Source organism: Arthrobacter sp. KKT183 (genome assembly GCF_055657625.1).
On sequence record NZ_CM145770.1, the window covers coordinates 1,961,766 to 1,988,725 of the forward strand.

The following is a 26,960-nucleotide window of genomic DNA, read 5'->3' on the forward strand; positions in this document are numbered from 1 at the left end:
CAGGGCGATCCTCAACCCTCCATCGAATGCTCTGGAACCCCGCCCTGAGGCGCGTAGTCGCGGTTCCCTTCCTCTGGGGGACGTCCGGCGCTGCCACTGCCGGTTGAGCTCTCCAACCTGTTGGTCGCAGCCACCCCAACAGCGGCCCGCGGCGGCGGAGGAACGGTCAGGAGCGGGCGTCCCGCGCCGGCCGCATTGCTGCCGGCTTCCCACGCCCGCCGCAGGGCGCAGAACTTGAACCAGTGCTCTTTGAGGACATCCGGATTTGCCCGATGCGCCCGGACTTCGGTCTGGCCGATCGCCACACCCAGCAGAACAGGATCTTCCCCGTATTTCCAGGGTTCCCAGGTGCCTGCATGCGGGTCCACCAACGACTCCTGTGCCTTCATACCAGCAACGAGCTGCATGACTACCTTCTCGTCCAACGGCTTCACCATGCCATCGCGATCCGTGGCGCGGGTCTTGAAATCGACGACGCATAAGCGTCCGGCGATCGTGGCCACCAGGTCAAGGGTCCCGGCATAGCCCAGTTCCGAGTTCCAGACGGTAATTTCGGGTGCGATCGGCTTTACCTGGTAAAGATCCCACCACTCATCGAAACGGGCAGCGAAGGCATCCTCCCCATGCTGGGCAAGATCCGTGCGGGCCTCGTCGAGGCGGTGGGACCGTCCGAGGTCGCGGAGAGCAACCTGCTCACAGTAGTAATGGACACGTGTTCCGCGCCGCGCGGCATCATCACGGTAGCGCTCGGCTGCCTTCGAAGCGTCTTTGATGACTGCCCGCATTTCGCTTGGGTTGCCGAGCGAGGACGCCAGGCGCGGATCCTGTGCAAGGGCACTGGCGGCCATGTATCCGAACCAGCCATCCAGCGAGGAACTCTGAGCCTGCGAGATGACGGTTGTGATCGAAGGAACCAGGGGATCACTCGTGACGGATCGGGAATACATACGCCCGCGTTCGGTGGCGTGTGCGAGGAGCGGCTCGGTCATGCAACAAGTGTGTCATCCCGGTCCGACACTTCTTCGCGGGTACTCCTGCTCTGGAGCGTGAAGTGCGTACTTGATCTGTGCTTATATCGTAGAACTACCCCTTGCAGGGCGCGGCGCTCCGAAGTCCGCTCAATTGGACGAAGCCCGGTTCCTCCGATATTGTTTTTATTCGTTGGAAAGACGCAGGGCACCGTGGGGAAACTCATTTCAGTCCCGGCAAATTTTCTCTGCGGACGTAGCTCAGCTGGCTAGAGCACCACCTTGCCAAGGTGGATGTCGCGGGTTCGAATCCCGTCGTCCGCTCGCAAGTCACTGTATTCGCTGGCTCCGGCTGGTGATCCCGCTTCGGCGGGTCACGGTGGGGTGGCCGAGTGGCTAGGCAGCGGCCTGCAAAGCCGTATACGCGGGTTCGAATCCCGTCCCCACCTCCATACGGTGAATTGCAAGACCTGGGCGATTGGCGCAGCGGTAGCGCGCTTCCCTGACACGGAAGAGGTCACTGGTTCGATCCCAGTATCGCCCACACAAAGCGCCTCCACGGGGGCGCTTTTTCGCGGACGTAGCTCAGCTGGCTAGAGCACCACCTTGCCAAGGTGGATGTCGCGGGTTCGAATCCCGTCGTCCGCTCTCATGCAGCGACAGGACAGGCTTCCTCCTTTTGGAGGGAGCCTGTCCTTGTCCTCGGGTCTGTTCGGCTCAATGAAGAACTTTCAAACCAATAACGCAGCCGACTATCCCAAGGACAAGCAGGACCTTCAGCAGCGAGGCCGCCTCGCCGTCGAAGATCATTGCATAAGTGACCGTCAGGGCAGCGCCGATGCCCACCCATACCGCGTAGGACGTTCCGGTCGGCAACGTTCGCATGGCCCATGCAAGACCAGCCATACTCAACACCAGTCCCACGGCGAAAATCACCGTCGGCCATAGCTTGCTGAATCCCTCAGACTTCCCAAGCGCGGTGGCCCATACGGCCTCAAGCACTCCTGACACAACCAGTACAAACCACGCCATGGTCTGCTCGCTCCTCCAGCGCCGTCTTGTCACTGGCCGGGTACGGCGCACCTCGTCCGGGTGCCTGCTTGGCCGCTTCAGATTCGCACACTGCTGCACCCCCAGCAAGACGGATCACGCTCAGGGCGAAAGCTCAAACCCTTGGCTGGCTCCTCTCTGCTCCTTATGATGATGAAAGTGGGTGGAACAACAGGTTCCACGGGAAAGAAGGGAGGTGTCTGTGTCTGTAGTTGACGGGCTCAAAGGCAGGGCCGGAGAGTTGAAGGACAAAGCAACCGGACTTGAGATTGACGGTCAGGACATCGACCGGCCGGCTGAATCACCCAACGCTTCGGCCTGATAATCAGCCTTTAGCACGACAAGAAGGCGCCGACCCTGCCGAGAGACAGCGTCGGCGCCTTTGTCATCCCGGAAGTCGCGCCGGAAACCTTCGCGGTCGCTTCAGCCGCCTGCTTCCGCTCCCTGGCGGGCCAGGGCGGTCAGGCGGGAAACAGCGCGATAGTACTTCTTCATGTAGCCACCAGACATCATTTCTGGTGTGAAAAGGTCACTCAGCGGCATACCGCTGGCGAGGATCGGTACATCCCGGTCATACAGGCGGTCAGCCAGCACGACAAAGCGCAGTGCCACCGCCTGCTCGGTGATGGTGTACACCTCGTGCCAGGCAACGGCGTCTATCCCATCGATGAGCTGCCGGTACCGGCTGGGATGAACACCCGCCAGGTGCTTGATGAGATCGCCGAAGTTGTCTTCGGCAACCGTGACCTCGTCCGGCAGATGCCTAGCCCGGCGTCGCACCTGCTGTTCGGTCAATGGTGCGGGGGCTTCCGGAAGTCCACGGTGGCGGTAATCCTCGCCATCGATCCGGACCACGTCGAACTGATCCGAAAGAACCTGGATCTCGCGCTGGAAGTCAACGGCCGCGAACCGGCCATCCCCCAGGGAACCCGGCAGCGTGTTCGATGTTGCTGCAAGTTTCACCCCAGCATCCGCCAGCTCCCGCATCAGCCGTGACATCAACACTGTGTCACCAGGGTCATCCAGCTCGAACTCGTCGATGCAGACGAGTTGGTATGTGCTCAGCGCGTCCACTGTACGCCTGAAGGACAAAGCACCGACCAGATTTGTGTACTCCACGAAGGTTCCGAAAGCCTTCTTTCCTTCGCTGGCATGCCAGAGGGAAGCAAGGAGGTGCGTTTTGCCCACCCCGAAGCCGCCATCGAGATAGATGCCTGCGCGGCTCTCCTCGCGCTTTGCCCCGAAGATTTTGCGAAGGCCGCTTGGCTTGGGGGTGTTCACGGCTGCTGCGAAGTGGCGCAGGGCCTTGACCGCGGCGGTCTGCGACGGCTGCCCCGGATCGGGTTGATAGGAATCGAAAGATACGGCTCCGAAGCGCTGTGACGGGAAAAAGCCGTCCAGCAGTTCATCCACAGATACCTGCGGCGATCGTTGGGTCAGGTGCTCAATGGTGGCCACAGATGAGTGCGTCTTTCGTCGGTGATCTACAAGCAGGCCTTTGCGAGCCGTGCTAGGCAAGGATACGTCAGCAGCCGGGCCAGCCCCAGCGGCCCATTCGGACCTCTGACAGCGGGCCGCGTCAACTCCCGTTCAAGGTAGCCGGACCCCTCGTCCAACTTTATATGGCGCCCCGTGACCTGCCCGGAAATAATTGGTAGGACGCGTGGTTAGGGTAGATAGGAAAGAGCTATCACCAACGCAGGAAGGCTCCAACGGATGAGTGTCGCAACAGATTCGAATGAGAAGTTTGCCCAGTACGCCCACCCCGAGCGCCTGGTTTCAACCCAGTGGCTTGCCGACAATCTCGGCACGCCGGGTCTCGTGATTGTCGAATCGGACGAGGACGTGCTTCTTTACGAGACAGGCCACATCGAGGGGGCCGTGAAAGTCGACTGGCATACGGACCTCAATGATGAGGTCACCCGCGATTATGTCGACGGCGAAGCCTTTGCTCGTCTCATGTCCGCCAAGGGCATCTCCCGGGACAGCACCATCGTGATTTACGGTGACAAATCGAACTGGTGGGCCGCTTACGCGCTGTGGGTCTTCAGTTTGTTCGGGCACGAGGACGTACGCCTGCTCGACGGCGGACGCGACAAGTGGATTGCAGAGGGCCGTTCCCTCACCACGGACGTACCCCGGCCCGAAACAACTCAATATCCCGTGGTCGAGCGCGATGACGCTCCCATCCGGGCCTACCTGACTGATGTTCTGGGCCACTTCGGTAACCCGCTGATCGATGTCAGGTCCGCTGACGAGTACACCGGCGCGCGCACCCATATGCCGGCATACCCGGAAGAGGGCGCGCTGCGCGGCGGGCACATCCCGTCAGCTGTGTCTGTGCCCTGGGCACGTGCCGCTGCTGATGACGGAACCTTCCGCACACGGGGTGAACTGGATGCGATCTACCGCGGCGAGGCAGGATTGAATGAAGGGGACGACGTCGTTGCCTACTGCCGAATCGGTGAGCGTTCCAGCCACACCTGGTTCGTTCTTCAGCACCTTCTCGGTTTCGAGAATGTGCGCAACTACGACGGCTCATGGACCGAGTGGGGCAACGTAGTACGCGTGCCGATCGTTAAGGGGTCGGAGCCCGGCGTGGCCCCTGTTCCCGCCCGGCAGCGATAGAACAAACCCAGACTGACTGAAGAAGCCCCGGGGTCACGGTCCCGGGGCAATCGTGAGGATGACAGTGACAACAAGCGCATTACCCCAGCAGCTCGCCGAGATCGTGGAAGATTTCCAGGCTCTGTCCGAACCTGACCGGCTCCAGTTGCTCCTTGAGTTTTCCAGGGGACTGCCTCCGCTGCCGGAGCGGCTCACCGACCACCCTGAGCTTCTTGAGCAGGTTGTGGAGTGCCAGAGCCCGCTCTTCTTGACGCTCGATATTGCCGATGACACCGAAAAATCCGTATCCCTGTTTTTCTCGGCGCCTCAGGAAGCTCCTACTACCCGTGGTTTCGCCGGCGTGCTCCGGGAAGGCCTGGACGGGCTGCCTGCAGCGGAGATCCTTGCTGTTCCGGATGACGTTCCCGAGAGGCTCGGCCTCACACGTGCCATTACTCCCCTGCGCATGCGCGGCATGGCGGCGATGCTGGGGCGGATCAAGCGCAAGATTCGGGAATCAGGGGCGGCTTAGGGCCCGCTTCGGTTCCACGCGGCCGAACACCTCGCGCAGGAGCCAATCCGCTGTCACCGAGTGCCACCGCGCAGGGTCAACGTTCCATTCCTTGGTATGGCGTGCGCGGTAAAACCGCTCGAACGTGACAAACCCGGGGTTGCGCTCGGCAAGCTCAGCGGAGGGTCCTACCGGGACAAACTCGTCATCCTCACTATGCAGAATCAGGACGGGGATGGTCACCTGGTCCGCCCTGGACACCCAGTCCATGCTTTTGAGATCCACCGGTGTAGACAGCCCGGTCACAATCCGTCCGAAGCTGTTCGAGATGAGCCACTGGCCCAGCCTGCCGGCCGGAGCGGGAATACGGTTCAGCTCTGCCTGGTGGGTCAGGACATTCATCCAGTCAATCACCGGGCCGTCAAGCACCAACGCCCGGATCCTCGAGCGGTACCCGGACACATCCGCCGCCTGCAGGCAGATTGCGCCTCCCATGGACCAGCCGAACAACACGACATCTTGTGCACCCTGGTCAAAGGCGTACTCCATCGCGGACTCGATGTCCTGCCACTCGGTCATGCCCAGCCCGTATTTTCCGTCAGCAGCAAAAGGCGCTTCGCCGTCATTGCGGTAGGAAACCAGCAAGCTCGTCATACCGAGTTCGCGTGCTGTGTGCACTGCGCGCAGACCTTCGGAGCGTTGCACTCCCCTACCGTGCACCATAATCGCCCACGTAGCGGCAGGATTTTCAGCACGCACCAGCCAGGCGGGCGCGGTGCCGCCGGCAACAGGTACGTCCACGTGTTCGTCTGCGAAGCCGAGGGCCGAAGGTGTGGGGTAGACGGCACCGCTCCACCAGCCCCGTATTGCCGTTCTGATGTCACCCGAGTAGACCGCCTCCACCTCACGCTGAACTGTGCCCTCCCGGGGGACGAACGAACGGATCGCTCCTATCCGGGCATGCCCGCGGCCCTCGTCGAAGTACAGACTGTAGGTGCCGTCCACGGTGGTGTCCTCGTTCGCCGGGAGAATCACTTCCAGGCCTCCGCCCGTCTGTACCACGGCGAAGATCTCCAGGTTCTCGTCTCGTTTCCGCGGTGTAACCACCTCTTTAGCGAAGTGCGCTGCCAAAGCGGAGGCGGCACCAGCGATGACGGAACTGACGGCGACGCCTGAACCAAGTCCGAGGACTGCCCAACGAAGCCATGTCTGACGGTCCGCTTCGGCCGGAGGGAAGCTGAGAGGCATGGCTACATTCTCGCCTACGCGAGCGGCGCAGCAGCGGACTGCCCCCCTGCGTGGAGTGTCGAGCCGCTCCTAGGTGGCGGGTGGGTCGGCGACTACTGTTGGCACATGGAGGAAACAATCGTTGTGCTCGCTGAGGTGCCGTTGACAGCCGCTGACGCCACCCATTTGTCGTCGCTGGTCGATGGAGGTGACTCTACGTACACAGTGGTTATTCCGGAAGACCGGCACACAAACGTGCTCGGGGAGTTCCTCCATCATCTGAGCCTCCTGGAATTCAGCGAGGCAGTGCAGGGACTGTCCCACCGGCCCACCGAGGAGGAGGTCCGTATCTCGGCCGATCAGGCTCTTCAAGGCTCACTTGAGGCCCTGATAGGGGCGGGATTGAGGGCCGATGGTTTCACCGCCCAGGGTAACGCGGTGGAGGCGATGGTCAATGCCGTGAGGGAACGCGGCGCACACCAGGCAGTGGTCATCACGCGGCCGCATGCGGTCGCTGACACCCTTCACCGGGACTGGGCCAACCGCGCTCAGGAGAAACTCGGAGTCCCCGTTCTCCACCTCTATGCGGGCTCGGGATTTATCGGTGACTCCTAGGCGTTGAAGGAAACATGAGTACATCAGAATCACTGCCGCATGTTGACAACTCCCCCATCCAGAAGAGTGATGAGGAATGGCGCCGGGAATTGACCCCGGAGGAGTATTACGTACTTCGACAGGCGGGAACCGAACGTCCCTTCACCGGTGAGTATCACGACACCCATGCGCAGGGGGTCTACCAGTGCAGGGCATGCGGTCATGAATTGTTCACCAGCAACGAGAAGTTCGACTCACACTGCGGTTGGCCGTCTTTCTGGGCGCCGCTGGCCGAAGACAGGGTCCGCTACATCAAGGACCGGGCCTTCGGCATGGAACGGATCGAAGTTCGCTGCGGACACTGCGACTCACACCTCGGGCACGTGTTCGAGGGCGAGGGTTACGGCACTCCCACTGATCAGCGCTACTGCATCAATTCGGTGTCCATGAGGCTCGTTCCGAAGGACTGACGCCCTTCACAGCGACCCACCCAGGCGACAGGGCTACAGCAGTGCTGTGCCTCCCTGAGACCCGAGGCAGTCCGAGCATTAGAGTTCCTTAAGTCGCATCCATTTGAGGATCAGGTGTGCTGTTCCGTTGTTACGCTCGTGGAAACCAACAGCCCACCACCATGAGGAGTAATCGTGACCCAGACCCTCGACTCCCACGTACGGACCCAAACTACTCAGAGCCCGCACCATCATGATGCTTGGTTGGCGCTCAAAAGCGCGGCTGCCTCCCTGCAGAACCTGCAGGCCAAGGATGGATCCATCGCCGATGCGTCGGAGGTGACCGGAGCCGGAACGCACGTAGATACAATCGTGCGGTCCATCAGGGAACTCGCTCCCCTCTTCCCCCATGACGCCGCCTACCACGAAGCTTTGATGGAAGATTTCGGCCGGTGGAAAGCCGCAGGCCTGGGCGCTCCCGATTTTCTCGATTCACTGGTTGAATTCCAGCCTCAGCTGGATCGGGTGGACGGGCGGCAGCACCTTGTGGTCTTCCCGATGTACACGCAGAACGGCAGCTCCAACCGCTTTGTCGAGGCAGTGCTGATCGAAGTAGTGTGGCCCGATTTCATTGCCGAGCTTGAGGCGGGAGAATACTCGAACAAGCTGTTCGTACCGATCCGGTTCCTGGACTTCACGCCGGGCTACGACACAAACTCCGCCGTACTGTTCCCGGAGACCGTCGCTGTGCGGCAGACGCCCCAGTTCACCTGGGGCGCCATCTTCGCGGACCGCGAAGCGGCACGCTTCCGTCGCGTCGTGACCGCAGCCGCAGAGATCACGCGCCTGGACTTGCCGGATGAAGCCCGGCAACTCGTCGAGGACCAGCAGCTGGCGGAGGAAACCTTTGTCATGTGGGACCTGATTCACGACCGCACCCACATGCGCGGTGATCTCCCCTTCGATCCCTTCATGATCAAGCAGCGCATGCCGTACTTCCTGTATTCACTTGAGGAACTGCGATGCGATCTCACCGCTTTCCGCGAATCGGTGAGGATTGCAGCCGACGACGACGCCTCCGAGGAGGCCCGCCACCACGCACGCCTCGTGCAGTATGCAGTTATTTTCGACCGCATCTTCCGCTTCGCCATCACCGGCAGCCGGGTGCGGAACTATGACGGCTTGGGCGGACAGTTGCTGTTCGCCTGGCTACACCAGAACCACGTTCTCCACTGGACCGACACCACGCTGACCATCGACTGGGAGGAAGTTCCCGGCGTCGTTATTGCACTCGGCGAGAAGATTCAGCAGCTTTACTGGAGCTCGATCGACCGGCCGAAGATCGCACACTGGCTTGCAGCCTACGAGCTGGTTTCCGAAACAGTGACCCCGCATCCGGCATCAGTGTGGGCCAAGGGAGCCGACGCACTGCCTCTGGAGGGTCCTCCACGCGGCCTGACCGATGCGGTTCTCGATGACGAATTCCCCCTCTCAATGTTCTTCGAGGCATTGGACAAGAAGATGAAGGACGTCATCGCGTCCACCGCGGGGATCACCGGGGCTACCGCGTGACGGAGTCTCCCGGCCTGTCAGGTCTGAACGTTCTCATTGCGGGAGCAACCAGCCAGGCGGGTATAGCGGCTGCCGAAGCCTTCACCTCGGCCGGCGCGCGCGTCATTGCGGTCGGATCAGACTCCACGCGCCTTGAACGAGCGCTTGGCCATCTGTCAGGTGCGGAATTGAGAACCTGTGACCTCGCGGATTTCGCCGCCGTTTTGTCGCTCTCGAACGACCTGCGCGCTGCTGGAACCACCGTGGATGGGTTGATTCATCTGGTAGGCGGCTGGCGCGGCGGCTCAGGCATCGCCGGGCAATCCGACGAGGACTACGATTTCCTTCATCGTTCAATCCTCACCACCCTTCGCAATACCTCGAGGGCGTTCGCCGGCGACCTGGAACGGTCACAGCGGGGCAGGCTTGCGATCGTGTCAGCGACGGCGGTCGATTCACCTACTGCCTCCAGCGCTTCATATGCAGCGATCAAAGCGGCGGCTGAGACGTGGGTGCGCGCTGTGGGGCGGGAGTTCGCAGCGGCGCACCCGAACGGGCAAGCCCGTGCCGCTGCCTCGATCGTGGTGGTCAAGGCTCTTCTCGACGAAAAAATGCGTGCTGAGAGTCCCGAACGCCGCTTCCCGGGGTACACCCATGTTCGTGATCTAGCCGCGACTCTGGCCGGCCTGTTCGAGCTCGATGCGGCGGCAATCAACGGGCAAAGGGTCAACCCCGCGTCCTGACAACTTCCCCTGCTTCCCGATACGAGATAATGGACCAGTGACTGACACCATCTCCGCTCCCGCCCGTCTCCACGATCCCCAGGTACGCGGCTTCGCGTCGGACAACTACTCCGGCGTGCATCCCGAGATACTCGCCGCGCTGGCAGCCGCCAATGAAGGCCACCAAGTTGCCTACGGGGAGGACGTGTACACCCGAAGGCTCCAGGAACTCATGCGGGAGCACTTCGGAGCTGACACCATCGCCTACCCGGTGTTCAACGGAACCGGCGCCAACGTACTGAGCCTCCAATCGCTGCTACCCCGCTGGGGCGCAGTTATCTGTGCCAAGACCGCGCATATCAACGTCGATGAAAATGGGGCGCCCGAGCGAATCGGCGGGATGAAGCTACTGGCCGTTCCTACACCGGACGGCAAGCTCACGCCGGAGCTGATCGATCAGGAAGCCTGGGGATGGGGAGATGAGCACCGGGCACAGCCGCTCGCCGTATCGATCACTCAAACCACCGAGCTGGGGACGCTCTACACTCCCGCGGAGATCCGCGCCATCGCCGATCACGTTCACGCCAGGGGCATGCACCTGCATATGGACGGAGCACGGATTGCCAATGCGGCAGCCGCTCTCGGCGTGCCGCTGCGCGCCTTCACCCGCGACGCGGGCGTCGACGTTCTCTCGTTCGGCGGGACCAAGAACGGGCTCATGTTCGGCGAGTGCGTTGTTGTCCTGAATCCCGCTGCTGCCACCGGTCTGGAGTACCTCCGGAAGATGAACATGCAACTCGCCTCGAAGATGCGGTTTGTGTCCGCTCAGCTCGTGGCGCTGCTTGAAGACGGCCTGTGGTTGCGTTCGGCGAGTCACGCAAACGCCATGGCTGCACGGCTCACCGCGGCGGTTTCCGGAATCGACGGCGTCCAGCTTACCCAGCCGACGGCGGCCAACGCCGTGTTCGCTACCCTCGCTCCTGGCGTGGCAGACCGAATCCGCGAACACTTCCGCTTCTACGACTGGGACCAGTCGACCGGCGAGGTGCGCTGGATGTGCACCTTCGACACCACCGCCGAAGATGTAGATGCCTTTGCGGAGGCCATCCGACGCGAAACCCGCTCTTCCTGAGCACTCAGGCCGTTGGACAGATGCCCCTGCACCCGGCGTGGCTGCCCGGCCGCGGGTGCGATTGGGGCATAACCTGCGAGAGTGAGTGCAATTGGTGACCTCTCGCAGGTTCCCCCTGAATTCCTGAACGCCCTGGCCGGGCTGAGGCAGGCGAGATGCCGTAATGAACTTCGCCTCGACGAGATTCCGGCTCCTTCCCGCCTTGCGCCCTATGCGGTGGCTCTCGGAGCTGAAGTCCTTCAGAGCGCCCAGCCGGGCCCCCTGCCGGTGCATGGACCTGCACGGGCTGCTTTCGCGGACAATCACGCCGAAGAACTTGCCACCGGCCGCTTCATACTCCTTTATGACCCGGACGGCTCCGAGGTCTGGGATGGCACCTTTCGTATCGTTACCTATATCCGCGCCCAACTCGAACCCGATATGGGCAACGACGCCCTCCTCGGATCCGTGGCGTGGACGTGGTTGGTGGAGGCCCTGCAGACACACGACGCCGGGTATCGGTCCGCGGGCGGCACCGCCACGCGCATTCTCTCCGAAAGCTACGGATCACTCGCCGACCGAGTAGACACGATCGACATCGAGCTGCGAGCTTCCTGGACGCCGGATTCGGACAGTGTCCAGAAACATCTGGAGGCATGGGCGGACATGGTGTGCACTTTTGCCGGTCTTCCGCCGCTTCCTGAGGGAGTTGCAGCGCTCCCGAACCGGCGCCGAAGTTAACCTTCAGTCTCTTCCCGTGCATGCCGACAGCTGCACCGGCGTCGAAATTCCACTTCCCCGGCATCCCCGGACGTGCCCGGCTAGACTGGAATCATCATGACCGTGCAATCCGAGCCTGACAGCCGCGCCCACAACGACGACGCATCCGGACAGGGCTCCATAGCAGTCCTGCCGCTTCTTGACGAACCCCAGGACGGCGTTCCCTACGTCATCGACACACCGGCAGGTTTGGAGCGCGCCGCCCGTGAGCTCGCCGCCGGCAACGGACCAGCGGCGGTGGATGCCGAGCGGGCATCGGGCTTCCGGTACGGACAGCGGGCTTTCCTCGTGCAGATCCGCAGGGAAGGCGCAGGAACCTGGCTCATCGATCCGGAACCATTTCCTGATCTGCGCATCATCAACGAGGCACTCTCCGGCGTTGAATGGATCCTGCATGCGGCAACCCAGGACCTTCCCTGCCTGTCTGAGTTGGGCATGTGGCCGGACAAACTTTTCGACACCGAACTTGCAGCGCGGCTCGCCGGACTCCCGCGCGTTGGTCTGGCCGCTGTGATCGAACACCTGCTCGGATTCACGCTGGCCAAGGAACACTCTGCAGCGGACTGGTCCCAGCGTCCCCTGCCTGAACCGTGGCTCCGGTATGCAGCGCTCGACGTCGAAGTATTGATTGAGCTGCGCGCCCGCCTTATTGAGTTACTCAGCGAGGACGGCAAACTGCGCTTCGCCGAGGAAGAGTTCGAGTTCATTCGCTCCAGCCCCCCGGCACCCCCGAAAACAGACCCGTGGCGGCGGACGTCCGGGGTTCACCAGATTCGCGACCGACGGCAGCTGGCTGCCGTCCGCGAGCTGTGGGAGGAAAGGGAACTGCTGGCCCAAAAACGCGACGTCGCGCCTGGCCGGCTGATTCCCGATGCCGCAATCGTGGCGGCCGCGAAAGCAATGCCGCAAACGGTCCCCCAGCTGCTGGCCGTCAACGGGTTCCATGGTCGGGCCGCACAACGCGAGGCGCCACGGTGGCTTCGGTGTCTTTCGATGGCACGGACCACCCGCGATCTCCCCGAACTGCAGCTCCCCACGAACGCTCCTCCGCCCCCTCGTGTCTGGTCTGAAAGAGACCCGACGGCAGCAGCACGCCTGCAAACCGCCAAACCGCGGATTGCTGCGGTCGCGGAGAAGTTGACTATGCCGGTGGAGAACCTCCTGACTCCCGACTTCCTGCGGAGGGTGGCGTGGCGTCCGCCCGAGCCGCTCGATCTCGAGTCGATCGCCGCCTCCCTTGCTGACCTCGGCGCACGCCGCTGGCAGATCGAGCACGTTGCCGCAGTGCTCACCGTAGCGTTTCTTGATCCCGACCCACTTCAGCCGAAGCAGCCGAAAGCGCCGAAGCAATAACAGATCGGCATGTTGCGGCACAATGTTACCCGCGAGTAACATAGGCGTCGGATTCCCGAACTCAATGAGGAGCGATTGTGCCCACACCAGCCACAGCAGCACGGCAACAGATCAGGGACGTCGTCTTCGTCGACGGCGTCCGGACACCCTTTGGCAAGGCCGGAGACAAAGGGATTCACGCCGGCACGCGGGCCGATGACCTGATCGTCAAGTGCATCCGCGAGCTGATGCGCCGCAACCCTTCCCTTCCTCCAGAGCGGATCGACGACGTCGCTATCGCCGCGACCACGCAGGCGGGTGATCAGGGACTCACCATCGGGAGAACCGCTGCCCTGCTGGCGGGCCTGCCGCGAACAGTCCCGGGGTTCGCCATCGACCGCATGTGCGCCGGTGCCATGACCGCGGTGACAACCACTGCGTCAGGCATCGCCTTCGGCGCCTACGATGTTGTAATCGCCGGAGGCGTGGAACACATGGGCAACCACCCCATGGGCTCAGGCACCGATCCCAATCCGCGTTTTCTATCGGAGCGTCTCGTGGATCCCGCAGCGTTGAATATGGGCAATACGGCAGAGAACCTTCACGACCGCTTTCCCGCCATCACCAAGGATCGCGCGGATTCCTACGCCGTGGCCAGCCAGACGAAGCTCGCTGCAGCGTACGGGCGAAACCAGATCCAGCCGGATCTCGTTCCCGTCGCCGGAAGGAAGCCGGACTCAGGCTGGACGCTCAGCCAGCAGGACGAGCCACCGCGGCCCGGCACCACTCTCGAGGACCTCGCCGCGCTTCGCACCCCGTTCCGCCCGCACGGGCGGGTCACGGCCGGCAACGCAGCCGGACTCAATGACGGAGCCACAGTCGCGTTGCTTGCTTCGGCTGAGGCCGCACACCAACTGGGTCTTCCTGCAAAGATGCGCCTTGTCGCCTACTCGTTCGCCGGGGTGGAGCCGGAGGTCATGGGCATCGGCCCCGTACCCGCTACCGAAAAGGCCCTGAGCCAGGCCGGCCTCACCATCGACGACATCGGTCTCTTCGAGATCAACGAGGCATTTGCCGTCCAGGTTCTGTCCTTCCTCGACCACTTCGGCATCGCCGATGATGATCCGCGTGTGAACCGCTATGGCGGAGCCATCGCGGTAGGCCATCCCCTCGCCTCGTCCGGGGTGCGCCTCATGACTCAACTGGCCCGGCAGTTCGAGGAAGACCCGCAGGTCCGGTACGGAATCACCACCATGTGTGTTGGGCTGGGCATGGGCGGAACCGTCATCTGGGAAAACCCGCATCACGCCGACTACTCAGGACACATCACGGAGGAAGCAGCATGAGTTTCGACCGCTTTGAGGAACTGTCCGCGCTGGTGCCGGGCGAGGTCGTCACGCACTCACTCGTGGAAGATGTGCCGATTCCCGGCGGCGCAGGAACCATGGCACTGATCACCCTCGACAATGGGCTGGACCACAGCAGGCCCACCACCCTGGGACCGGCCACGCTCATCGAGTTCGGGCGCACCCTCGAAACCCTGAAAGGCCGTGCGGCGCTAGGCGAGATCACCGCCGTAGCGTTGACAGGGAAGCCCTATTTCCTGGCGGCGGGTGCAGACCTCTCCACAGTCAAGTCATTGAAAGCGTCCGAACATGGCCGCCTGATGGCAGAGCTCGGCCATGCCGCCTACAATCTGCTCGGGTCGCTCGGTGTTCCCAGCTTCGCCTTCATCAATGGAGTGGCCCTCGGCGGCGGACTCGAGATCGCACTCGCTGCCGACTATCGGACGGTCTCGACCGGTGCAAACGGCATCGGGCTACCCGAAGCGTTCATCGGGCTGGTTCCCGGTTGGGGAGGGGTATACCGCCTGCCTCGGCTAACCGGCCCGCGCGCGGCGGTGAAGGTCATGATCGAGAACCCGCTCAGCAACAACCGCACCCTCAATGGGCAGGCCGCCTACGAGATCGGCATCGCTGACGCGCTCTTCGAACCCGCAGATTTCCTCGAGCAGTCCATCCGCTGGGGGGCGGATGTCCTGAAGAACGCGTCAGGCATCCACGACCGCCGCGCCGCCTTGTCTGCATATGATGACGGCGACTGGGAAGCGGCCGCCGCGGCCGGCCGGGCTTTCGTCGAGGCGAAAACCTCGAACGCCGCGCCCGCGCCCGGAAAGGTCCTGGACCTCTTCGAGTCTGCTCGAACCCGGACCCAGGCGGAATCTGCTGCGGCCGAATGTGCAGCCTTGACCGAACTGATGCTCACCCCGCAATTTCATGACACGGTCTACGCATTCCTCGATCTAGTGCAGAAGCGGGCCAAGCGCCCGGCGGGAGCACCGGACCGCTCGCTTGCCCGGCCGGTGACAAAAGTGGGCGTGGTGGGTGCAGGACTCATGGCCAGCCAGCTCGCGCTCCTGTTCGCCCGTCAGCTGAGCGTCCCCGTTGTCCTCACAGACATTGATCAGGCGCGGGTAGACAAGGGAGTCGGCTGGGTCCACTCGGAAGTCGACAAGATGCTGGCGAAGAGGCGTCTCTCCCCGGATAAGGCAAACCGCATAAAGGCACTCGTATCCGGCTCGGTGTCGAAGGAAACCTTCGCCGACGCCGATTTCGTGATTGAAGCTGTTTTCGAAGAACTGGACATCAAGAAGTCAGTGTTCGCAGAGGTGGAGCAAGTGGTCTCGGCTGAATGCGTTCTGGCAACCAACACCTCTTCGCTCTCTGTAGCCGCCATGGCTGAGGATCTCCTGCATCCCGAGCGCGTCGTCGGTTTTCATTTCTTCAATCCGGTGGCCGCCATGCCGCTGCTGGAAATTGTGAAGGCTCCGCGCACCGCGGACGAGGTCCTGGCAACAGCTTTCGCGGTCGGCAAGGAACTCAAGAAAACCGCAGTGCTGGTCAAGGACGCCCCCGCCTTCGTTGTGAACCGGATACTGGGGCGCATGTTCGGCGAAATCACTGCGGCTTTTGATGAGGGAACCGACGCTGCCACCGCGGACAGGGCGCTGCGGCCCATGGGGCTGCCGATGACACCCTTCAAGCTGCTCGCACTGGTGGGTTTGCCTGTGGGTCAGCACGTGCAGGAGTCACTGAACACGGCCTTCGGCGACCGCTTCTACCTGTCCAGGAATCAACAGATCCTGATCGACGCGGGAAGGAAGGGACTATGGGAGCAGGACGACGCCGGCACGGAGGTAGCGTCCGAATCCACGCTCGCGCTGCTCAGTTTCGGCTCATCACCGTCCTCCAGCGAGGAGGTCCTGCGACGAACGCAGGACGCCCTGGCCGATGAGATCGGCCGCATGCTCGCGGAGGAAGTGGTCGCTGCACCGGAGGACATTGACCTGTGCATGATCCTTGGTGCCGGTTGGCCGATGCATCTTGGCGGCATCACGCCCTATCTGGACAGGGTCGGCGCATCGACACGGGTCAACGGGAAATCCTTCCACTGATTCACCTGTACAACCGCTTCGGCGGGCAGTTCTTCTCTTCGGAGGCCAACTGCCCGCTCGACGCGGTTGGGGCGCTTCGGCGCCGTTAGGAACTTGCCGGAAAGATGTGCTCGAGTTCTTCGAGGTCAGCCCCGGAAGGAATCCACCGGGCCGCTTCTGCGTTCTGCCGAACCTGCTCCGGCTTCGTTGCCCCGGCGATGACGCTGGCTACGGCGGGACGGCTGGCCAGCCAGGAGAACGCAACTTCCAACTCTGAAAGGGAGCGTGCGCGCGCGTAGGCGCTGAAGTTTGCGAGCTGCTCCCAGTCAGCCTGATCGAGCAGATTAGTGCGCGAGTGCGTCAACCGGCTCCCCGCCGGCGCGTGACCCGCCGCGTATTTGCCGGTCAACAGCCCGTTGGCCAGCGGAAAGTATGGGAGAAGTCCAAGCCCATAGGACTGTGCGGCGGGAACCACCTCCCGCTCGAGCGCCCGCTCGAGTAGATTGTAGTGATTCTGCGCGGATATGAAGCGGGCAGTACCCAACTGGCGAGCCACATACTCCGCCTCCGCGACCTGCCAGCCGGCGAAGTTGGAATGCCCGATGTAACGCACTTTGCCGCTCTGCACGAGCTGGTCCAGCGCTGCGAGCGTCTCGTCGATCGGGGTCGCGGCATCCGGTGCATGGTATTGGTAGAGATCAATCCACTCGGTGTTGAGCCTCTTGAGCGAGGATTCGACGGCCTTCAGAATGTAGCGCCGTGAACCGCGCGCTCCCCAGTCCGGACCGTTGACCCCTTTGAGGTCCAGTCCGAACTTGGTGGCAACCACCACATCATCGCGGTTTCTCCCCAGCGCGCGGCCAAGAAGTTCCTCACTGACACCGGGAGAGCGTCCGTAGGAATCCGCGACATCGAAGAGGGTGATTCCGGCTTCCAGAGCGGCACTGACGACGGCAGCGGCACCGCGCTGCGATTCTGAGGCGGTTCCGGGCCGGCCCAGATTGTTGCACCCCAGGCCAATCACCGACACGCTCAGTCCTGATGTGCCAAGTCTGCGATATTCAGTCATTGCCCAAGGCTATCAACTCGGTGAGCCGGCCTTCAGCCACACCGGGTTCAGCCGAACCAGATAGAAATTTCCTTCTCAGCAGATTCGACCGAATCAGAGCCGTGCACGAGATTCTGCTGCACCTTCAGCCCCCAGTCCCGACCATAGTCCCCGCGGATGGTGCCGGGCGCGGCCGTTGTCGGTTCTGTTGTTCCTGCGAGCGATCGGAAGCCCTCGATGACGCGTTCTCCCTCGAAGACGGCTGCGACCACCGGGCCGCTCAGCATGAACTCAACGAGTGGTTCATAGAACGGCTTGCCCACATGTTCGGCATAGTGCGCTTCCAGGATCTCCCGGGTAGCGTGCACAAACTTCATATCGACCAGCTTGTAGCCTTTTGCCTCGACGCGGGCAAGGATGGTTCCACTGAGTCCGCGGGCAACGCCGTCGGGCTTGACCAATATCAGGGTTCGTTCAGCACTCATGTTCTTCCTCCGATTGAGATCAGTTGGCCGGATACCCGGCGAGTTCCATCGTTGACTCTACTAAAGGGGTTGCTGGCCGTTGTCGCCTTCGGACTTGTTCGCCTGATCCCATTCAGCCTGTTCGCGGTCCCGCTGGGCGTTCTCCCGGTCGAGCCGAGCGCCGGTGCGGATCCCGTACAGCCAGGTCAACGCGAACAGGATACCCACAAGGAACATCATCGGTTCAGCTATGCCCGTGGCTATGATGAGCACCTGCAGAATCCACCCGATCAGAATTCCGTACGGCTTCGTGAGAAGCGCGCAGGAGACAATGAGCACCGAGCTCAGGGTAAGCCCGACGCCGAGGATCACGCCCACCGGGATGGTGTCCGAGCGCAGGCCGAACACCACCAGCGTGGCGAACAGCACAACGAAGGCTTCGAGCAGGAGCACCGTTGACGCGAACATGACCTTGACCGAGCGCCGCTTCTTCGGCATACCCGGCCGCCATTCGCGCTGCGCTTTCGTCTGGCGAGCCATCTGCGTTCCCCTTACTTCCCCAGCAGCGTGCGGGCTTCGCCCACCACAGTGATTGATCCTGTGACGAGGACACCTGCGCCGCCGAGCTCTGTGCCCTCCTCGGCAGTCAGGACGGCCCACTCGAGGGCATCGTCCAGCCGCTCGGCAACATGGACGCGATTGTCCGCGAAGCCGGCAATCACCGCCAGCCGCCGCAGTTCCTCCGCCGGGATGGCCCGCGGCGAGGTGGACTGGGTGAGACAGACGTCCTCGAGCACTCCGCCGAGTTCCTCGTGCAGCTCGCTCAGGATCGCTCCTGCATCCTTGTCCTTGAGGACGCCGATAACGAGTACGAGTTTGGTGAATTCGAACGCTTCGTTGATTGCTTTCGCTGCAGCACGGGCGCCGGCCGCGTTGTGGGCGGCATCCACAAGAATGCTGGGGGCGGTCCTTACCAGTTCCAGCCGGCCGGGTGAGGTGACGGCGTTCAATCCATCGCGGACGACGTCGTCATCCAGTTGCCGTGACCCGCCGCCGAGAAACGCTTCTACCGCCGCAACGGCGACCGCCGCGTTCTGCGCCTGGTGTTCCCCGTGAAGTGGCAGAAGCAGGTCCTCATAACGGCCGGCGATGCCCGCCACCGTGAGTTGTTGCCCGCCGACGGCAATGCGCCGGTCCTCCACTCCGAATTCCACTCCTTCGAAACGGAACTCGACGCCGGTATCACGTGCCTTCTCCAGAAGCACCTGCGCTGCATCCGCCGGCTGAGCAGCACTGACCAGAAATCCGCCCGGCTTGATGATTCCAGCCTTCTCCAGCGCGATGTCCCCCGGAGTGTCACCGAGCAACTCGGTGTGATCGAGGGAGATGGGTGTGACGACGGCGACCGCGCCGTCACCCACGTTGGTGGCGTCCGTGATGCCGCCAAGTCCCACCTCAATGACAGCTACATCCACCGGCTCGTCGGCGAAGACGGCAAACGCGAGGATCGTGACGCATTCGAAGTAGGTCAGCCGCGGGTCGCCAGCGGCATCCAGCTCAGCGTCTACCATCTCCAGATATGGCCGGATCTCGTCCCAGACCCGCACGAACGTCTCGTCCGAAACAGGTTCCCCGTCGATGCTGATCCGCTCCGTTACCCGGGCCAGATGCGGACTGGTGTAGCGGCCCGTGCGAAGATCGTGCGCCCGCAGCAGGCCCTCGATCATCCGCGCCGTAGAGGTCTTTCCGTTGGTCCCGGTGATGTGGATGATCGGAACTGCCCGATTAGGTTCGCCGAGGATTTCCATCGCACGGAACAAGGGAGCCATCCGGGGCTCCATCTTGTTTTCCGGCGCACGGCTCAACAATTCGGCATACACGCTTTCGACCGAGAACTGATAGATTCCCCGTTCGCTTCCGGTTGGAAAGCCCTCAGCGTTCATTCCAGCGTTCATGCCTGCCTCTCCACCTTCACTGATACTCCATCCGTCCCGGAGGTGGCCGCAGTGACGAGTTCCAGTTCGTTTGTCAACGTTTCCTGCTTGACCAGCTCGGCGTGTGCCTCGAGTGCGGACAGGGTCTGGGCGTCCGCCTCCACGGTGGTCACCACCCGGTCACTGATATGGAGATCAGCGTCCCGGCGCGCCTGCTGGATGGACCGGATGATGTCCCGGGCCGTACCTTCCGCTGCGAGTTCGGGCGTGACTTCCGTGTTGAGCACAAGGAAGCCCCCGCCGGGCAGCACCGTCACGGCGGTGGTTGCGCCGGCGTCGTCGTTCCTGTCGACCACCGTCTCGAGGGTGTATTCGCTCGGCTCCAGAGCCAGGCCGCCCGCAGTGACGGCACCGTTGTCGTCCACCAACCAGTCCCCCGCCTTCGCTGCTTTGATGGCACTCTGGACGTTCTTGCCCAGACGCGGTCCGGCGGCGCGGGCGTTGATAGCCAACCGCTGCGAGATCCCGAACTCCTCCGGCGAGACATCCGCGGAATCGATCAGCCGGACGGACTTGATGTTCAGCTCATCAGCGATGATTGCCCGGTACTGGCCCTCCAGCTCCCCGGCTTGCGGTGCCACGACGGTCAGCTCGGCCAACGGCAGGCGCACGCGAAGGTTCGCTGCCTTCCGTAGGCTCGATCCCGTGGAGCAGATCTGGCGGGTGCGTTCCATCCGCTCCACCAGTTCCGGCGCTGCAGCGAACAACGACGGCGACGCCCAGTCCGTCAGGTGCACCGAGCGCCCGCCGGTCAGGCCGCGCCAGATCTCTTCGGTGACCAGCGGCAGCAGCGGAGCCGCAACGCGGGTGACCGCCTCCAGGCAGGTGTAGAGCACGTCGAAAGCCGCTGTGTCCTCGTCGAAGAACCGCTGCCTGCCGCGGCGGACGTACCAGTTGGTCAGCGTGTCCAGGTAGCGTCGCAGCGACTCGCAGGCGTCGCTGATGTTGAACGCGTCAAGGGAGGCCGTCATGTCCTCCACCAGGTTCCCCGTGTAGGCGAGGATATAGCGGTCCAGCGGGTCCGCAAGGGCCTCGGCGGCCTCGGCCGTCACCGTTCTGGCCTCATAGCCTGCTCTACCGGCGGCGGCATTCGTGTACAGGCGGAAGAAGTGCCACACGTTCCACAGCGGCAGGATGACCTGCCGGACTCCATCCCGGATGCCCTGCTCGGTCACCACGAGGTTGCCGCCGCGCAGGATGGGTGAGGCCATCAGGAACCAGCGCATGGCATCCGAGCCGTCCCGGTCCAGAACCTCGGACACGTCCGGGTAGTTCTGCAGGCTCTTGGACATCTTCTGACCGTCCGAGCCGAGGACGATGCCGTGGCTGATGACGTTCTTGAACGTCGGCCGGTCAAACAGCGCGGTGGCCAGGACGTGCAGCGTGTAGAACCAACCGCGTGTCTGGCCGATGTACTCGACAATGAAGTCGGCAGGGTTGTGGGACTCGAACCAGTCCTGGTTCTGCATCGGGTAATGAACCTGTGCATACGGCATGGAACCGGAATCGAACCATACGTCAAGAACGTCCGCCACGCGGCGCATAGTCGACTGGCCCTCCTCACGGGACCGTGGATCATCCGGGTTGGGGCGGGTCAGCTCATCGATGAAGGGGCGGTGCAGGTCTACGTCGCCCGCTGCGTTGCGCGGCAGGCGCCCGAAGTCGCGCTCGATCTCCGCCAGGGAACCGTAGACATCAGTACGTGGGTAGTTCGGATCATCCGACACCCAGACCGGGATAGGGCTGCCCCAGTAGCGGTTGCGGCTGATCGACCAGTCCCGGGCGTTCTCGAGCCATTTGCCGAACTGGCCGTCCTTGACGTTGTCCGGGATCCAGTTGATCTGCTGGTTCAGCTCGACCATGCGGTCCTTGATCTTCGTGACCTCGACGAACCAGGACGAAACGGCGCGGTAGATGAGCGGGTTGCGGCAGCGCCAGCAGTGCGGGTAGCTGTGCACGTAGCTTGCCTGCCGCACCAGCCTGCCGCTATCACGCAGCACGCGGGTGATGGCCTTGTTCGCGTCGAAGACCTGCAATCCGACGATGTCGGCCAGGGGGCCTTGTTCGAAGGTGCGCAGGAAGCGCGCGCCCTCGTCGACCGAGAGGATCACCTGGATTCCAGCGTCCTCGCAGATCTTCTGGTCCTCTTCGCCGTACGCCGGCGACTGGTGCACAATACCGGTGCCGTCCGTCGTCGTGACGTAGTCGGCAACGAGGAACCGGAACGCTTTGCGGTAGCCGCCGCGTTCAGGATCGACGAAGTAGTCCCAGAGCGGCTCATACTGCAGTCCGCCCAGCTCCGTGCCGCGGTGCGTTCCGACGACGGCGGCACGCGCCTCTTCAGCGGAGGAATATCCCAGGTCCTTTGCATACCCGGACAGCAGTTCCTCGGCGATGAGGAAGCGGCGTCCCTCCAGGTCCCCGGCTTCCGTCGACCCGCCGGGGATGACGACGTAGTGGATCTCCGGCCCGACCGCGAGGGCCGCATTGGTGGGCAGCGTCCAGGGTGTGGTGGTCCAGGCAAGGGCCTCGACGCCGGCAAGCTCCTTCGACAGGGCGGACTCCCCGGCCGTGATCGGGAACGTTACAGTGACTGTCTGGTCCTGGCGGTCCTGATAGACGTCGTCATCCATGCGCAACTCATGGTTGGACAGCGGAGTCTCGTCCTTCCAGCAGTACGGCAGCACACGGTATCCGTTGTAGGTCAGACCCTTTGTGTGCAGGGTCTTGAAGGCCCAGAGCACCGACTCCATGTACTCGACGTTCAGGGTCTTGTAGTCGTTCTCGAAGTCCACCCAGCGCGCCTGGCGGGTGACATAGTCACGCCACTCCCCCGCGTACTTCATCACCGAAGCGCGGCAGGCGTCATTGAACTTGTCGATGCCCATGGCTTCGATCTGCTGCTTGTCGCTCATGCCGAGCTGCTTCATGGCCTCCAGCTCAGCGGGAAGCCCGTGTGTGTCCCAACCGAACCGCCGCTCAACACGGCGGCCGCGCTGGGTCTGGTAGCGACCCACGAGGTCCTTGGCATAGCCGGTCAGAAGGTGTCCGTAATGCGGCAGGCCATTGGCGAAGGGCGGTCCATCATAGAAGACGAACTCATTGGTCCCGTTCTCACCGGCGTCGCGCTGGTCAATGGACGCCTGAAACGTGCCGTCCCCGTCCCAATAGGACAGGACGCGTTCCTCGAGTTCGGGGAATCTGGGCGAGGCAGAGCCGGAGACAGCCGGGTCCGCGGCGGAGGCCTTGGGATAAATCTGTGACATGAGGTGTGTCCTGAAGCTGGCGACGTTCGGCGGGCAGTAACAACCATTCTGCAAGGACGAATCCCCCTGCCGGCAGTGAAAGCCCGGTGAGTAATCCGCGGTACCACCTCGCTTGCCTGCCCTACTCCGCCCGGATACGGGCCGAACAGCGCAAGCCGCTTCATGTCTGCTGTTACGGGCTTACCCGTCCGGTTCTACTGACCCGCGGGACGCGAAACTTCATCTGCGGGCGTTCTTCCGGAAGCTCACCGGTGATGGCCGGGTCACAGCTGTTGCACCAATTCTAACCGGCTGCGCTCAATCGGGCGAACCATCCGCCACCTGCACGGCCTCCCGCCGCTCAGCGCCGGCGGACCACCTTGTGCACGGCTGCCTGGGCCAACGGCCGCACTACAATCTCGTCAAGGTTCACGTGATGCGGCACAGACACGGCATAGGCGATAACGTCCGCGACATCCGCAGCCGTCAACGGCTTTTCAACACCGGCGTACACCTTCTCTGCGGCCTCCTCGTCGCCGAGCCGGTTCAGGGCAAACTCCTCGGTCTGCACCATGCCGGGAAGAACCTCGACGACGCGCACATTGTTCTCAACCTCTTCAAGGCGGAGCGCCCTGGTCATGGCCCGTTGGGCTGCTTTCGCGGCGTTGTAGCCGGCGCCGCCCTCATAGGCAACCAATGCCGCTGTTGACGTCAGGTTCACGACGGTGCCCTCCCCATGCGTCCGCAGCATCGGCAGGAACGCACGAATCAGCTTCATGCTGCCGATAACGTTCGCGCCGTACATCCACTCCCAGTCCTCGGTGCGCGCATCCGCCACCCAGTCCGCGCCCCGTGCCCCGCCGGCAATATTGATCAGGGTGTCGATGCCGCCTGCTTCGGTGACGTCGCGGACCAGGCGGGCAACGCCGTCGTCGTCGGTGATATCCAGCGCTACCGGCACTGCTCCGGTTTCCCCGCCGAGCTGTTCCAGGCGATCCTGACGGCGGGCAACCGCCCAGACACGCCAACCATCAGCCGTCAACCGGCGCACGGTGGCCTCACCGATGCCGGAGCTTGCTCCTGTGACAACTGCGGCCCTGTTCTTTCTGGAAGTCATTGACCCAAACTAGCCCATGGAGGCCCAGAAACCGGTGTATCCGGCCAGCATGAAACAATCGATGCATGGCAAACATCAACGAGGGTACAGACACGCCCACACCGGCGCCCATCAACGTTCCCGACAAGCCCGCGCTCGAGGGCCTGGAAGCCGCGCTGAACACGCGCTGGCGCACCGAGGGAACCTACACCTTCAATCCTGAGACGTCGCGTGAGAACGTCTACTCCATCGACACCCCGCCTCCCACGGCATCCGGATCCCTGCATGTGGGCCACGTGTTCTCCTACACGCAGACCGACGTCATGGCGCGCTATCAGCGCATGACGGGCAAGAACGTCTTCTACCCGATGGGCTGGGATGACAACGGCCTGCCCACCGAGCGGCGCGTGCAGAACTACTACGGGGTCCGCTGCGATCCCTCCGTGCCATACAGCCCCGACTACCGTCCGCCGGCTCAGGCCGCGAAGAACCAGCGGGATTTCGACGTAGTCTCCCGCCGCAACTTCATCGAGCTTTGCGAGGAACTCGCCGTGGAGGATGAGAAGGTTTTCGAGAACCTCTTCCTGTCCCTCGGCCTGTCCGTGGACTGGAACCTGACCTACCGCACCATCGATTCAACCTCCCGCGCCGTCTCCCAGCGTGCCTTCCTGGCCAACCTCAAGCAGGGCGACGCGTACCTCGCTGAGGCACCCACCCTCTGGGATGTGACCTTCCGGACCGCCGTTGCGCAGGCCGAGCTCGAGGACCGCGAAGTTCCGGGGGCGTATTACCGCTATCCCTTCGAGGCCGCGGACGGCACCCGGATCCACATCGAAACCACGCGACCCGAACTCCTCGCCGCGTGCGTCGCCCTGGTGGCACACCCGGATGATGAGCGTTTCCAGCCTTACTTCGGTACCACGGTCACCTCACCCCTCTTCGGCGTGGAGGTCGAGGTCAAGGCGCATCCCCTGGCCAAGCCGGACAAGGGCGCCGGCATTGCGATGGTCTGCACGTTCGGAGACCTCACCGACGTCACCTGGTGGCGCGAGCTCGAACTGCCCACCCGCGCGATCGTTGGCCGCGACGGCCGGATTCTTGCGGACACCCCGGACTGGATTACGACGACGGCCGGCCGGGACAACTACTCCCGCATCGCCGGTAAGACCGTCTTCTCCGCGAAGGAAGCCGTAGCGGAGATGCTCAACGAAGCAGATTTGCTCGACGGCGAGCCCAAGAAGATCACCCACCCCGTGAATTTCTTCGAAAAGGGCGACAAACCGCTCGAAGTAGTCACCAGCCGACAGTGGTACATCCGCAACGGCGGCAGGGATGCCGACCGTCGTGAACGCCTCATCGCACGCGGCCGCGAGATCGACTTCCATCCATCGTTCATGCGCAGTAGGTATGAGAACTGGATCGAGGGCCTCAACGGTGACTGGCTGATCTCCCGCCAGCGGTTCTTCGGGGTGCCGTTCCCGGTCTGGTACGCCCTCGATGAGCACGGAACACCTGACTACGAGAACCCGGTCATCCCGTCCGATGACATGCTGCCCGTTGACCCGGCTGCAGAGCCGGCGCCGGGGTTCGACGAAGCGCAGCGGGATCAGCCGGGCGGCTTCATGGGAGACCCCGACGTTCTGGACACCTGGGCGACGTCGTCGCTCTCGCCACAGATTATCGGCGGCTGGTCACGGGACGAGGACCTGTTCGCCAAGGTCTACCCTTTCGATTTACGCCCGCAGGGACACGACATCATCCGCACCTGGATGTTCTCTTCGGTGGTTCGCGCTGACTCGCTGCTCGACTCCGCGCCGTGGAAGCACGCCGCCATTTCGGGCTGGATTCTTGATCCTGACCGCAAGAAGATGTCCAAGTCCAAGGGCAATGTCGTTGTTCCCACGGATGCACTTGATCAGTTTGGCTCGGACGCAGTCCGCTATTGGGCGGCGTCAGCCAAGCTAGGTGCGGACACCGCCTACGAAATCGCGCAGATGAAGATTGGCCGAAGGTTGGCCATCAAGCTGCTCAACGCGTCCAAGTTCGTGCTCAACCTTGGCGCCACAGAAGCAGACATCATCTCCCAGGACGCAGCGGCGGTTACCAATCCGCTCGACCGTTCGCTCCTGGCCTCCCTCGATGAGGTGGTTGAACAGGCCACGGCTGCCTTTGAGAAGTACGACTACGCGCGCGCTCTGCAGCTCACCGAGACGTTCTTCTGGTCATTCACGGACGACTACGTCGAGCTCATCAAGGACCGCGCGTACGGTAGCGCGGGAGATTCCGAGAAAGCATCTGTGCTCGCGGCCCTGGCAACAACCCTTGACCGGCTGCTTCGCCTCTTTGCCCCGGTTCTTCCGTTCGCTACGGAGGAAGTGTGGAGCTGGTGGCGCCGCGGGTCCGTGCACCGGTCGGCCTGGCCTGCCGCAGGCATGCTGGCCTCCGCGGCTCTTGACGCCGATACCGGAATGCTCGCAACCGTGGGCGCTGCGCTGGGTGGTCTTCGAAAGGCCAAGTCGGAAGCAAAGGTCAAGCAGCGCACACAGGTGCTGTCGGCGGTCATCAGCGGCTCAGAAGCGCAGGTCCGGCAGCTTGAGGAAGCGCTTTCCGATCTGAGCGCCGCCGGCAATGCGAGCGGCCTTGAACTCCGCGTTTCCGACGGTGACCTTTCCGTGAGCGACGTCCGACTGGCGCCGCCGGAGGAACCCTCGGCCCCGGCCTGACCCTGCCTGGTCCACCATGCAGAAGCCCCTCCAGCCAGGCAATGGCGGAGGGGCT

At 63.0% G+C, this 26,960-nt stretch carries 22 protein-coding genes, 4 tRNA genes and 1 riboswitch; of the genes, 16 read left to right on the forward strand and 10 right to left on the reverse strand.

The window, feature by feature from the left end; translation table 11 throughout:
* Positions 1-11: 11 nt before the first annotated feature.
* Entirely contained in the window at positions 12-989 is a 978-nt protein-coding gene (locus ACZ2GY_RS09345; protein WP_471671747.1) for a cytochrome, read from the reverse strand.
* A 229-nt stretch (positions 990-1,218) separates the two neighbouring features.
* Here ACZ2GY_RS09345 and ACZ2GY_RS09350 point away from each other — a divergent pair.
* From ACZ2GY_RS09350 to ACZ2GY_RS09365, 4 genes are all read left to right on the forward strand, one after another.
* A tRNA-Gly gene (locus ACZ2GY_RS09350) sits at positions 1,219-1,292 on the forward strand.
* Between the two features lie 54 nt (positions 1,293-1,346).
* Positions 1,347-1,420 (forward strand) — tRNA-Cys (locus ACZ2GY_RS09355).
* A gap of 20 nt (positions 1,421-1,440) precedes the next feature.
* Positions 1,441-1,512: transfer RNA gene (locus tag ACZ2GY_RS09360), tRNA-Val, on the forward strand.
* A 30-nt stretch (positions 1,513-1,542) separates the two neighbouring features.
* Positions 1,543-1,616 (forward strand) — tRNA-Gly (locus ACZ2GY_RS09365).
* Between the two features lie 69 nt (positions 1,617-1,685).
* Here the strand turns inward: ACZ2GY_RS09365 and ACZ2GY_RS09370 are convergent.
* Both ACZ2GY_RS09370 and zapE read right to left on the reverse strand, forming a co-directional pair.
* Positions 1,686-2,000 carry a DMT family transporter gene (locus tag ACZ2GY_RS09370; protein ID WP_277357299.1) on the reverse strand — a complete coding sequence of 105 codons (315 nt, stop codon included), beginning with the start codon at positions 1,998-2,000 and terminating at the stop codon, positions 1,686-1,688.
* 15 nt (positions 2,001-2,015) lie between these two features.
* Positions 2,016-2,078, reverse strand: a riboswitch (guanidine-III (ykkC-III) riboswitch).
* A 363-nt stretch (positions 2,079-2,441) separates the two neighbouring features.
* A complete protein-coding gene (zapE, locus tag ACZ2GY_RS09375) occupies positions 2,442-3,476 on the reverse strand; it encodes a cell division protein ZapE (protein WP_056549398.1) in 1,035 nt (344 codons plus the stop codon).
* A 258-nt stretch (positions 3,477-3,734) separates the two neighbouring features.
* On the opposite strand from zapE, the gene ACZ2GY_RS09380 reads away from it, so the two are divergent.
* The gene (locus tag ACZ2GY_RS09380) at positions 3,735-4,646 is read left to right on the forward strand and encodes a sulfurtransferase (protein WP_277357298.1); all 912 of its coding nucleotides are present in this window, start codon (positions 3,735-3,737) and stop codon (positions 4,644-4,646) included.
* 64 nt (positions 4,647-4,710) lie between these two features.
* Positions 4,711-5,157 carry a SufE family protein gene (locus ACZ2GY_RS09385; RefSeq protein ID WP_471671748.1) on the forward strand — a complete coding sequence of 149 codons (447 nt, stop codon included), beginning with the start codon at positions 4,711-4,713 and terminating at the stop codon, positions 5,155-5,157.
* Here ACZ2GY_RS09385 and ACZ2GY_RS09390 read toward each other — a convergent pair.
* Positions 5,143-6,384, reverse strand: coding sequence for an alpha/beta hydrolase family protein (locus ACZ2GY_RS09390; protein ID WP_277357296.1), 1,242 nt, complete (start codon positions 6,382-6,384; stop codon positions 5,143-5,145). The genes ACZ2GY_RS09385 and ACZ2GY_RS09390 overlap by 15 nt on opposite strands.
* 105 nt (positions 6,385-6,489) lie before the next feature.
* Between ACZ2GY_RS09390 and ACZ2GY_RS09395 the strand changes: the two genes are divergently transcribed.
* From ACZ2GY_RS09395 to ACZ2GY_RS09435, 9 genes are all read left to right on the forward strand, one after another.
* On the forward strand, positions 6,490-6,978 hold the full coding sequence (locus ACZ2GY_RS09395) for a hypothetical protein (RefSeq protein WP_277357295.1): 489 nt from the start codon (positions 6,490-6,492) through the stop codon (positions 6,976-6,978).
* Positions 6,979-6,992: 14 nt separating this feature from the next.
* Positions 6,993-7,427, forward strand: coding sequence for a peptide-methionine (R)-S-oxide reductase MsrB (gene msrB, locus ACZ2GY_RS09400; protein ID WP_471671749.1), 435 nt, complete (start codon positions 6,993-6,995; stop codon positions 7,425-7,427).
* 174 nt (positions 7,428-7,601) lie between these two features.
* Positions 7,602-8,978, forward strand: coding sequence for a DUF6421 family protein (locus ACZ2GY_RS09405; RefSeq protein ID WP_404800685.1), 1,377 nt, complete (start codon positions 7,602-7,604; stop codon positions 8,976-8,978).
* Entirely contained in the window at positions 8,975-9,700 is a 726-nt protein-coding gene (locus tag ACZ2GY_RS09410) for an SDR family NAD(P)-dependent oxidoreductase (RefSeq protein ID WP_471671750.1), read from the forward strand. The genes ACZ2GY_RS09405 and ACZ2GY_RS09410 overlap by 4 nt, the downstream gene beginning before the upstream one ends.
* Before the next feature lie 37 nt (positions 9,701-9,737).
* Complete coding sequence (locus tag ACZ2GY_RS09415; RefSeq protein WP_277357292.1) at positions 9,738-10,811, forward strand: threonine aldolase family protein; 1,074 nt, start codon at positions 9,738-9,740, stop codon at positions 10,809-10,811.
* Positions 10,812-10,901: 90 nt separating this feature from the next.
* Positions 10,902-11,531 (forward strand): DUF3000 domain-containing protein, encoded by a 630-nt coding sequence (locus tag ACZ2GY_RS09420; protein ID WP_056549609.1) that lies wholly within the window; start codon positions 10,902-10,904, stop codon positions 11,529-11,531.
* A gap of 96 nt (positions 11,532-11,627) precedes the next feature.
* Entirely contained in the window at positions 11,628-12,923 is a 1,296-nt protein-coding gene (locus ACZ2GY_RS09425; RefSeq protein ID WP_346028225.1) for an HRDC domain-containing protein, read from the forward strand.
* A 77-nt stretch (positions 12,924-13,000) separates the two neighbouring features.
* Positions 13,001-14,248, forward strand: coding sequence for a thiolase family protein (locus ACZ2GY_RS09430; protein WP_277357290.1), 1,248 nt, complete (start codon positions 13,001-13,003; stop codon positions 14,246-14,248).
* Positions 14,245-16,356, forward strand: a complete 2,112-nt coding sequence (locus tag ACZ2GY_RS09435) for a 3-hydroxyacyl-CoA dehydrogenase NAD-binding domain-containing protein (RefSeq protein ID WP_471671751.1) — start codon at positions 14,245-14,247, stop codon at positions 16,354-16,356. Before ACZ2GY_RS09430 ends, ACZ2GY_RS09435 begins: the two co-directional genes overlap by 4 nt.
* Positions 16,357-16,441: 85 nt before the next feature.
* Here the strand turns inward: ACZ2GY_RS09435 and ACZ2GY_RS09440 are convergent, their stop codons facing one another.
* From ACZ2GY_RS09440 to ACZ2GY_RS09465, 6 genes are all read right to left on the reverse strand, one after another.
* The gene (locus ACZ2GY_RS09440; protein WP_471671752.1) at positions 16,442-17,404 is read right to left on the reverse strand and encodes an aldo/keto reductase; all 963 of its coding nucleotides are present in this window, start codon (positions 17,402-17,404) and stop codon (positions 16,442-16,444) included.
* Positions 17,405-17,451: 47 nt separating this feature from the next.
* Entirely contained in the window at positions 17,452-17,868 is a 417-nt protein-coding gene (gene ndk, locus ACZ2GY_RS09445; protein ID WP_277357287.1) for a nucleoside-diphosphate kinase, read from the reverse strand.
* Between the two features lie 60 nt (positions 17,869-17,928).
* Positions 17,929-18,387, reverse strand: coding sequence for a DUF4233 domain-containing protein (locus ACZ2GY_RS09450; protein WP_277357286.1), 459 nt, complete (start codon positions 18,385-18,387; stop codon positions 17,929-17,931).
* Positions 18,388-18,398: 11 nt separating this feature from the next.
* Entirely contained in the window at positions 18,399-19,802 is a 1,404-nt protein-coding gene (locus tag ACZ2GY_RS09455; RefSeq protein WP_471671753.1) for a bifunctional folylpolyglutamate synthase/dihydrofolate synthase, read from the reverse strand.
* Entirely contained in the window at positions 19,799-23,107 is a 3,309-nt protein-coding gene (gene ileS, locus ACZ2GY_RS09460) for an isoleucine--tRNA ligase (RefSeq protein WP_471671754.1), read from the reverse strand. Before ileS ends, ACZ2GY_RS09455 begins: the two co-directional genes overlap by 4 nt.
* A gap of 340 nt (positions 23,108-23,447) precedes the next feature.
* On the reverse strand, positions 23,448-24,203 hold the full coding sequence (locus ACZ2GY_RS09465; RefSeq protein ID WP_056549367.1) for an SDR family oxidoreductase: 756 nt from the start codon (positions 24,201-24,203) through the stop codon (positions 23,448-23,450).
* A gap of 65 nt (positions 24,204-24,268) precedes the next feature.
* Between ACZ2GY_RS09465 and valS the strand changes: the two genes are divergently transcribed.
* On the forward strand, positions 24,269-26,905 hold the full coding sequence (gene valS / locus ACZ2GY_RS09470; RefSeq protein ID WP_277357283.1) for a valine--tRNA ligase: 2,637 nt from the start codon (positions 24,269-24,271) through the stop codon (positions 26,903-26,905).
* Positions 26,906-26,960: the final 55 nt, after the last annotated feature.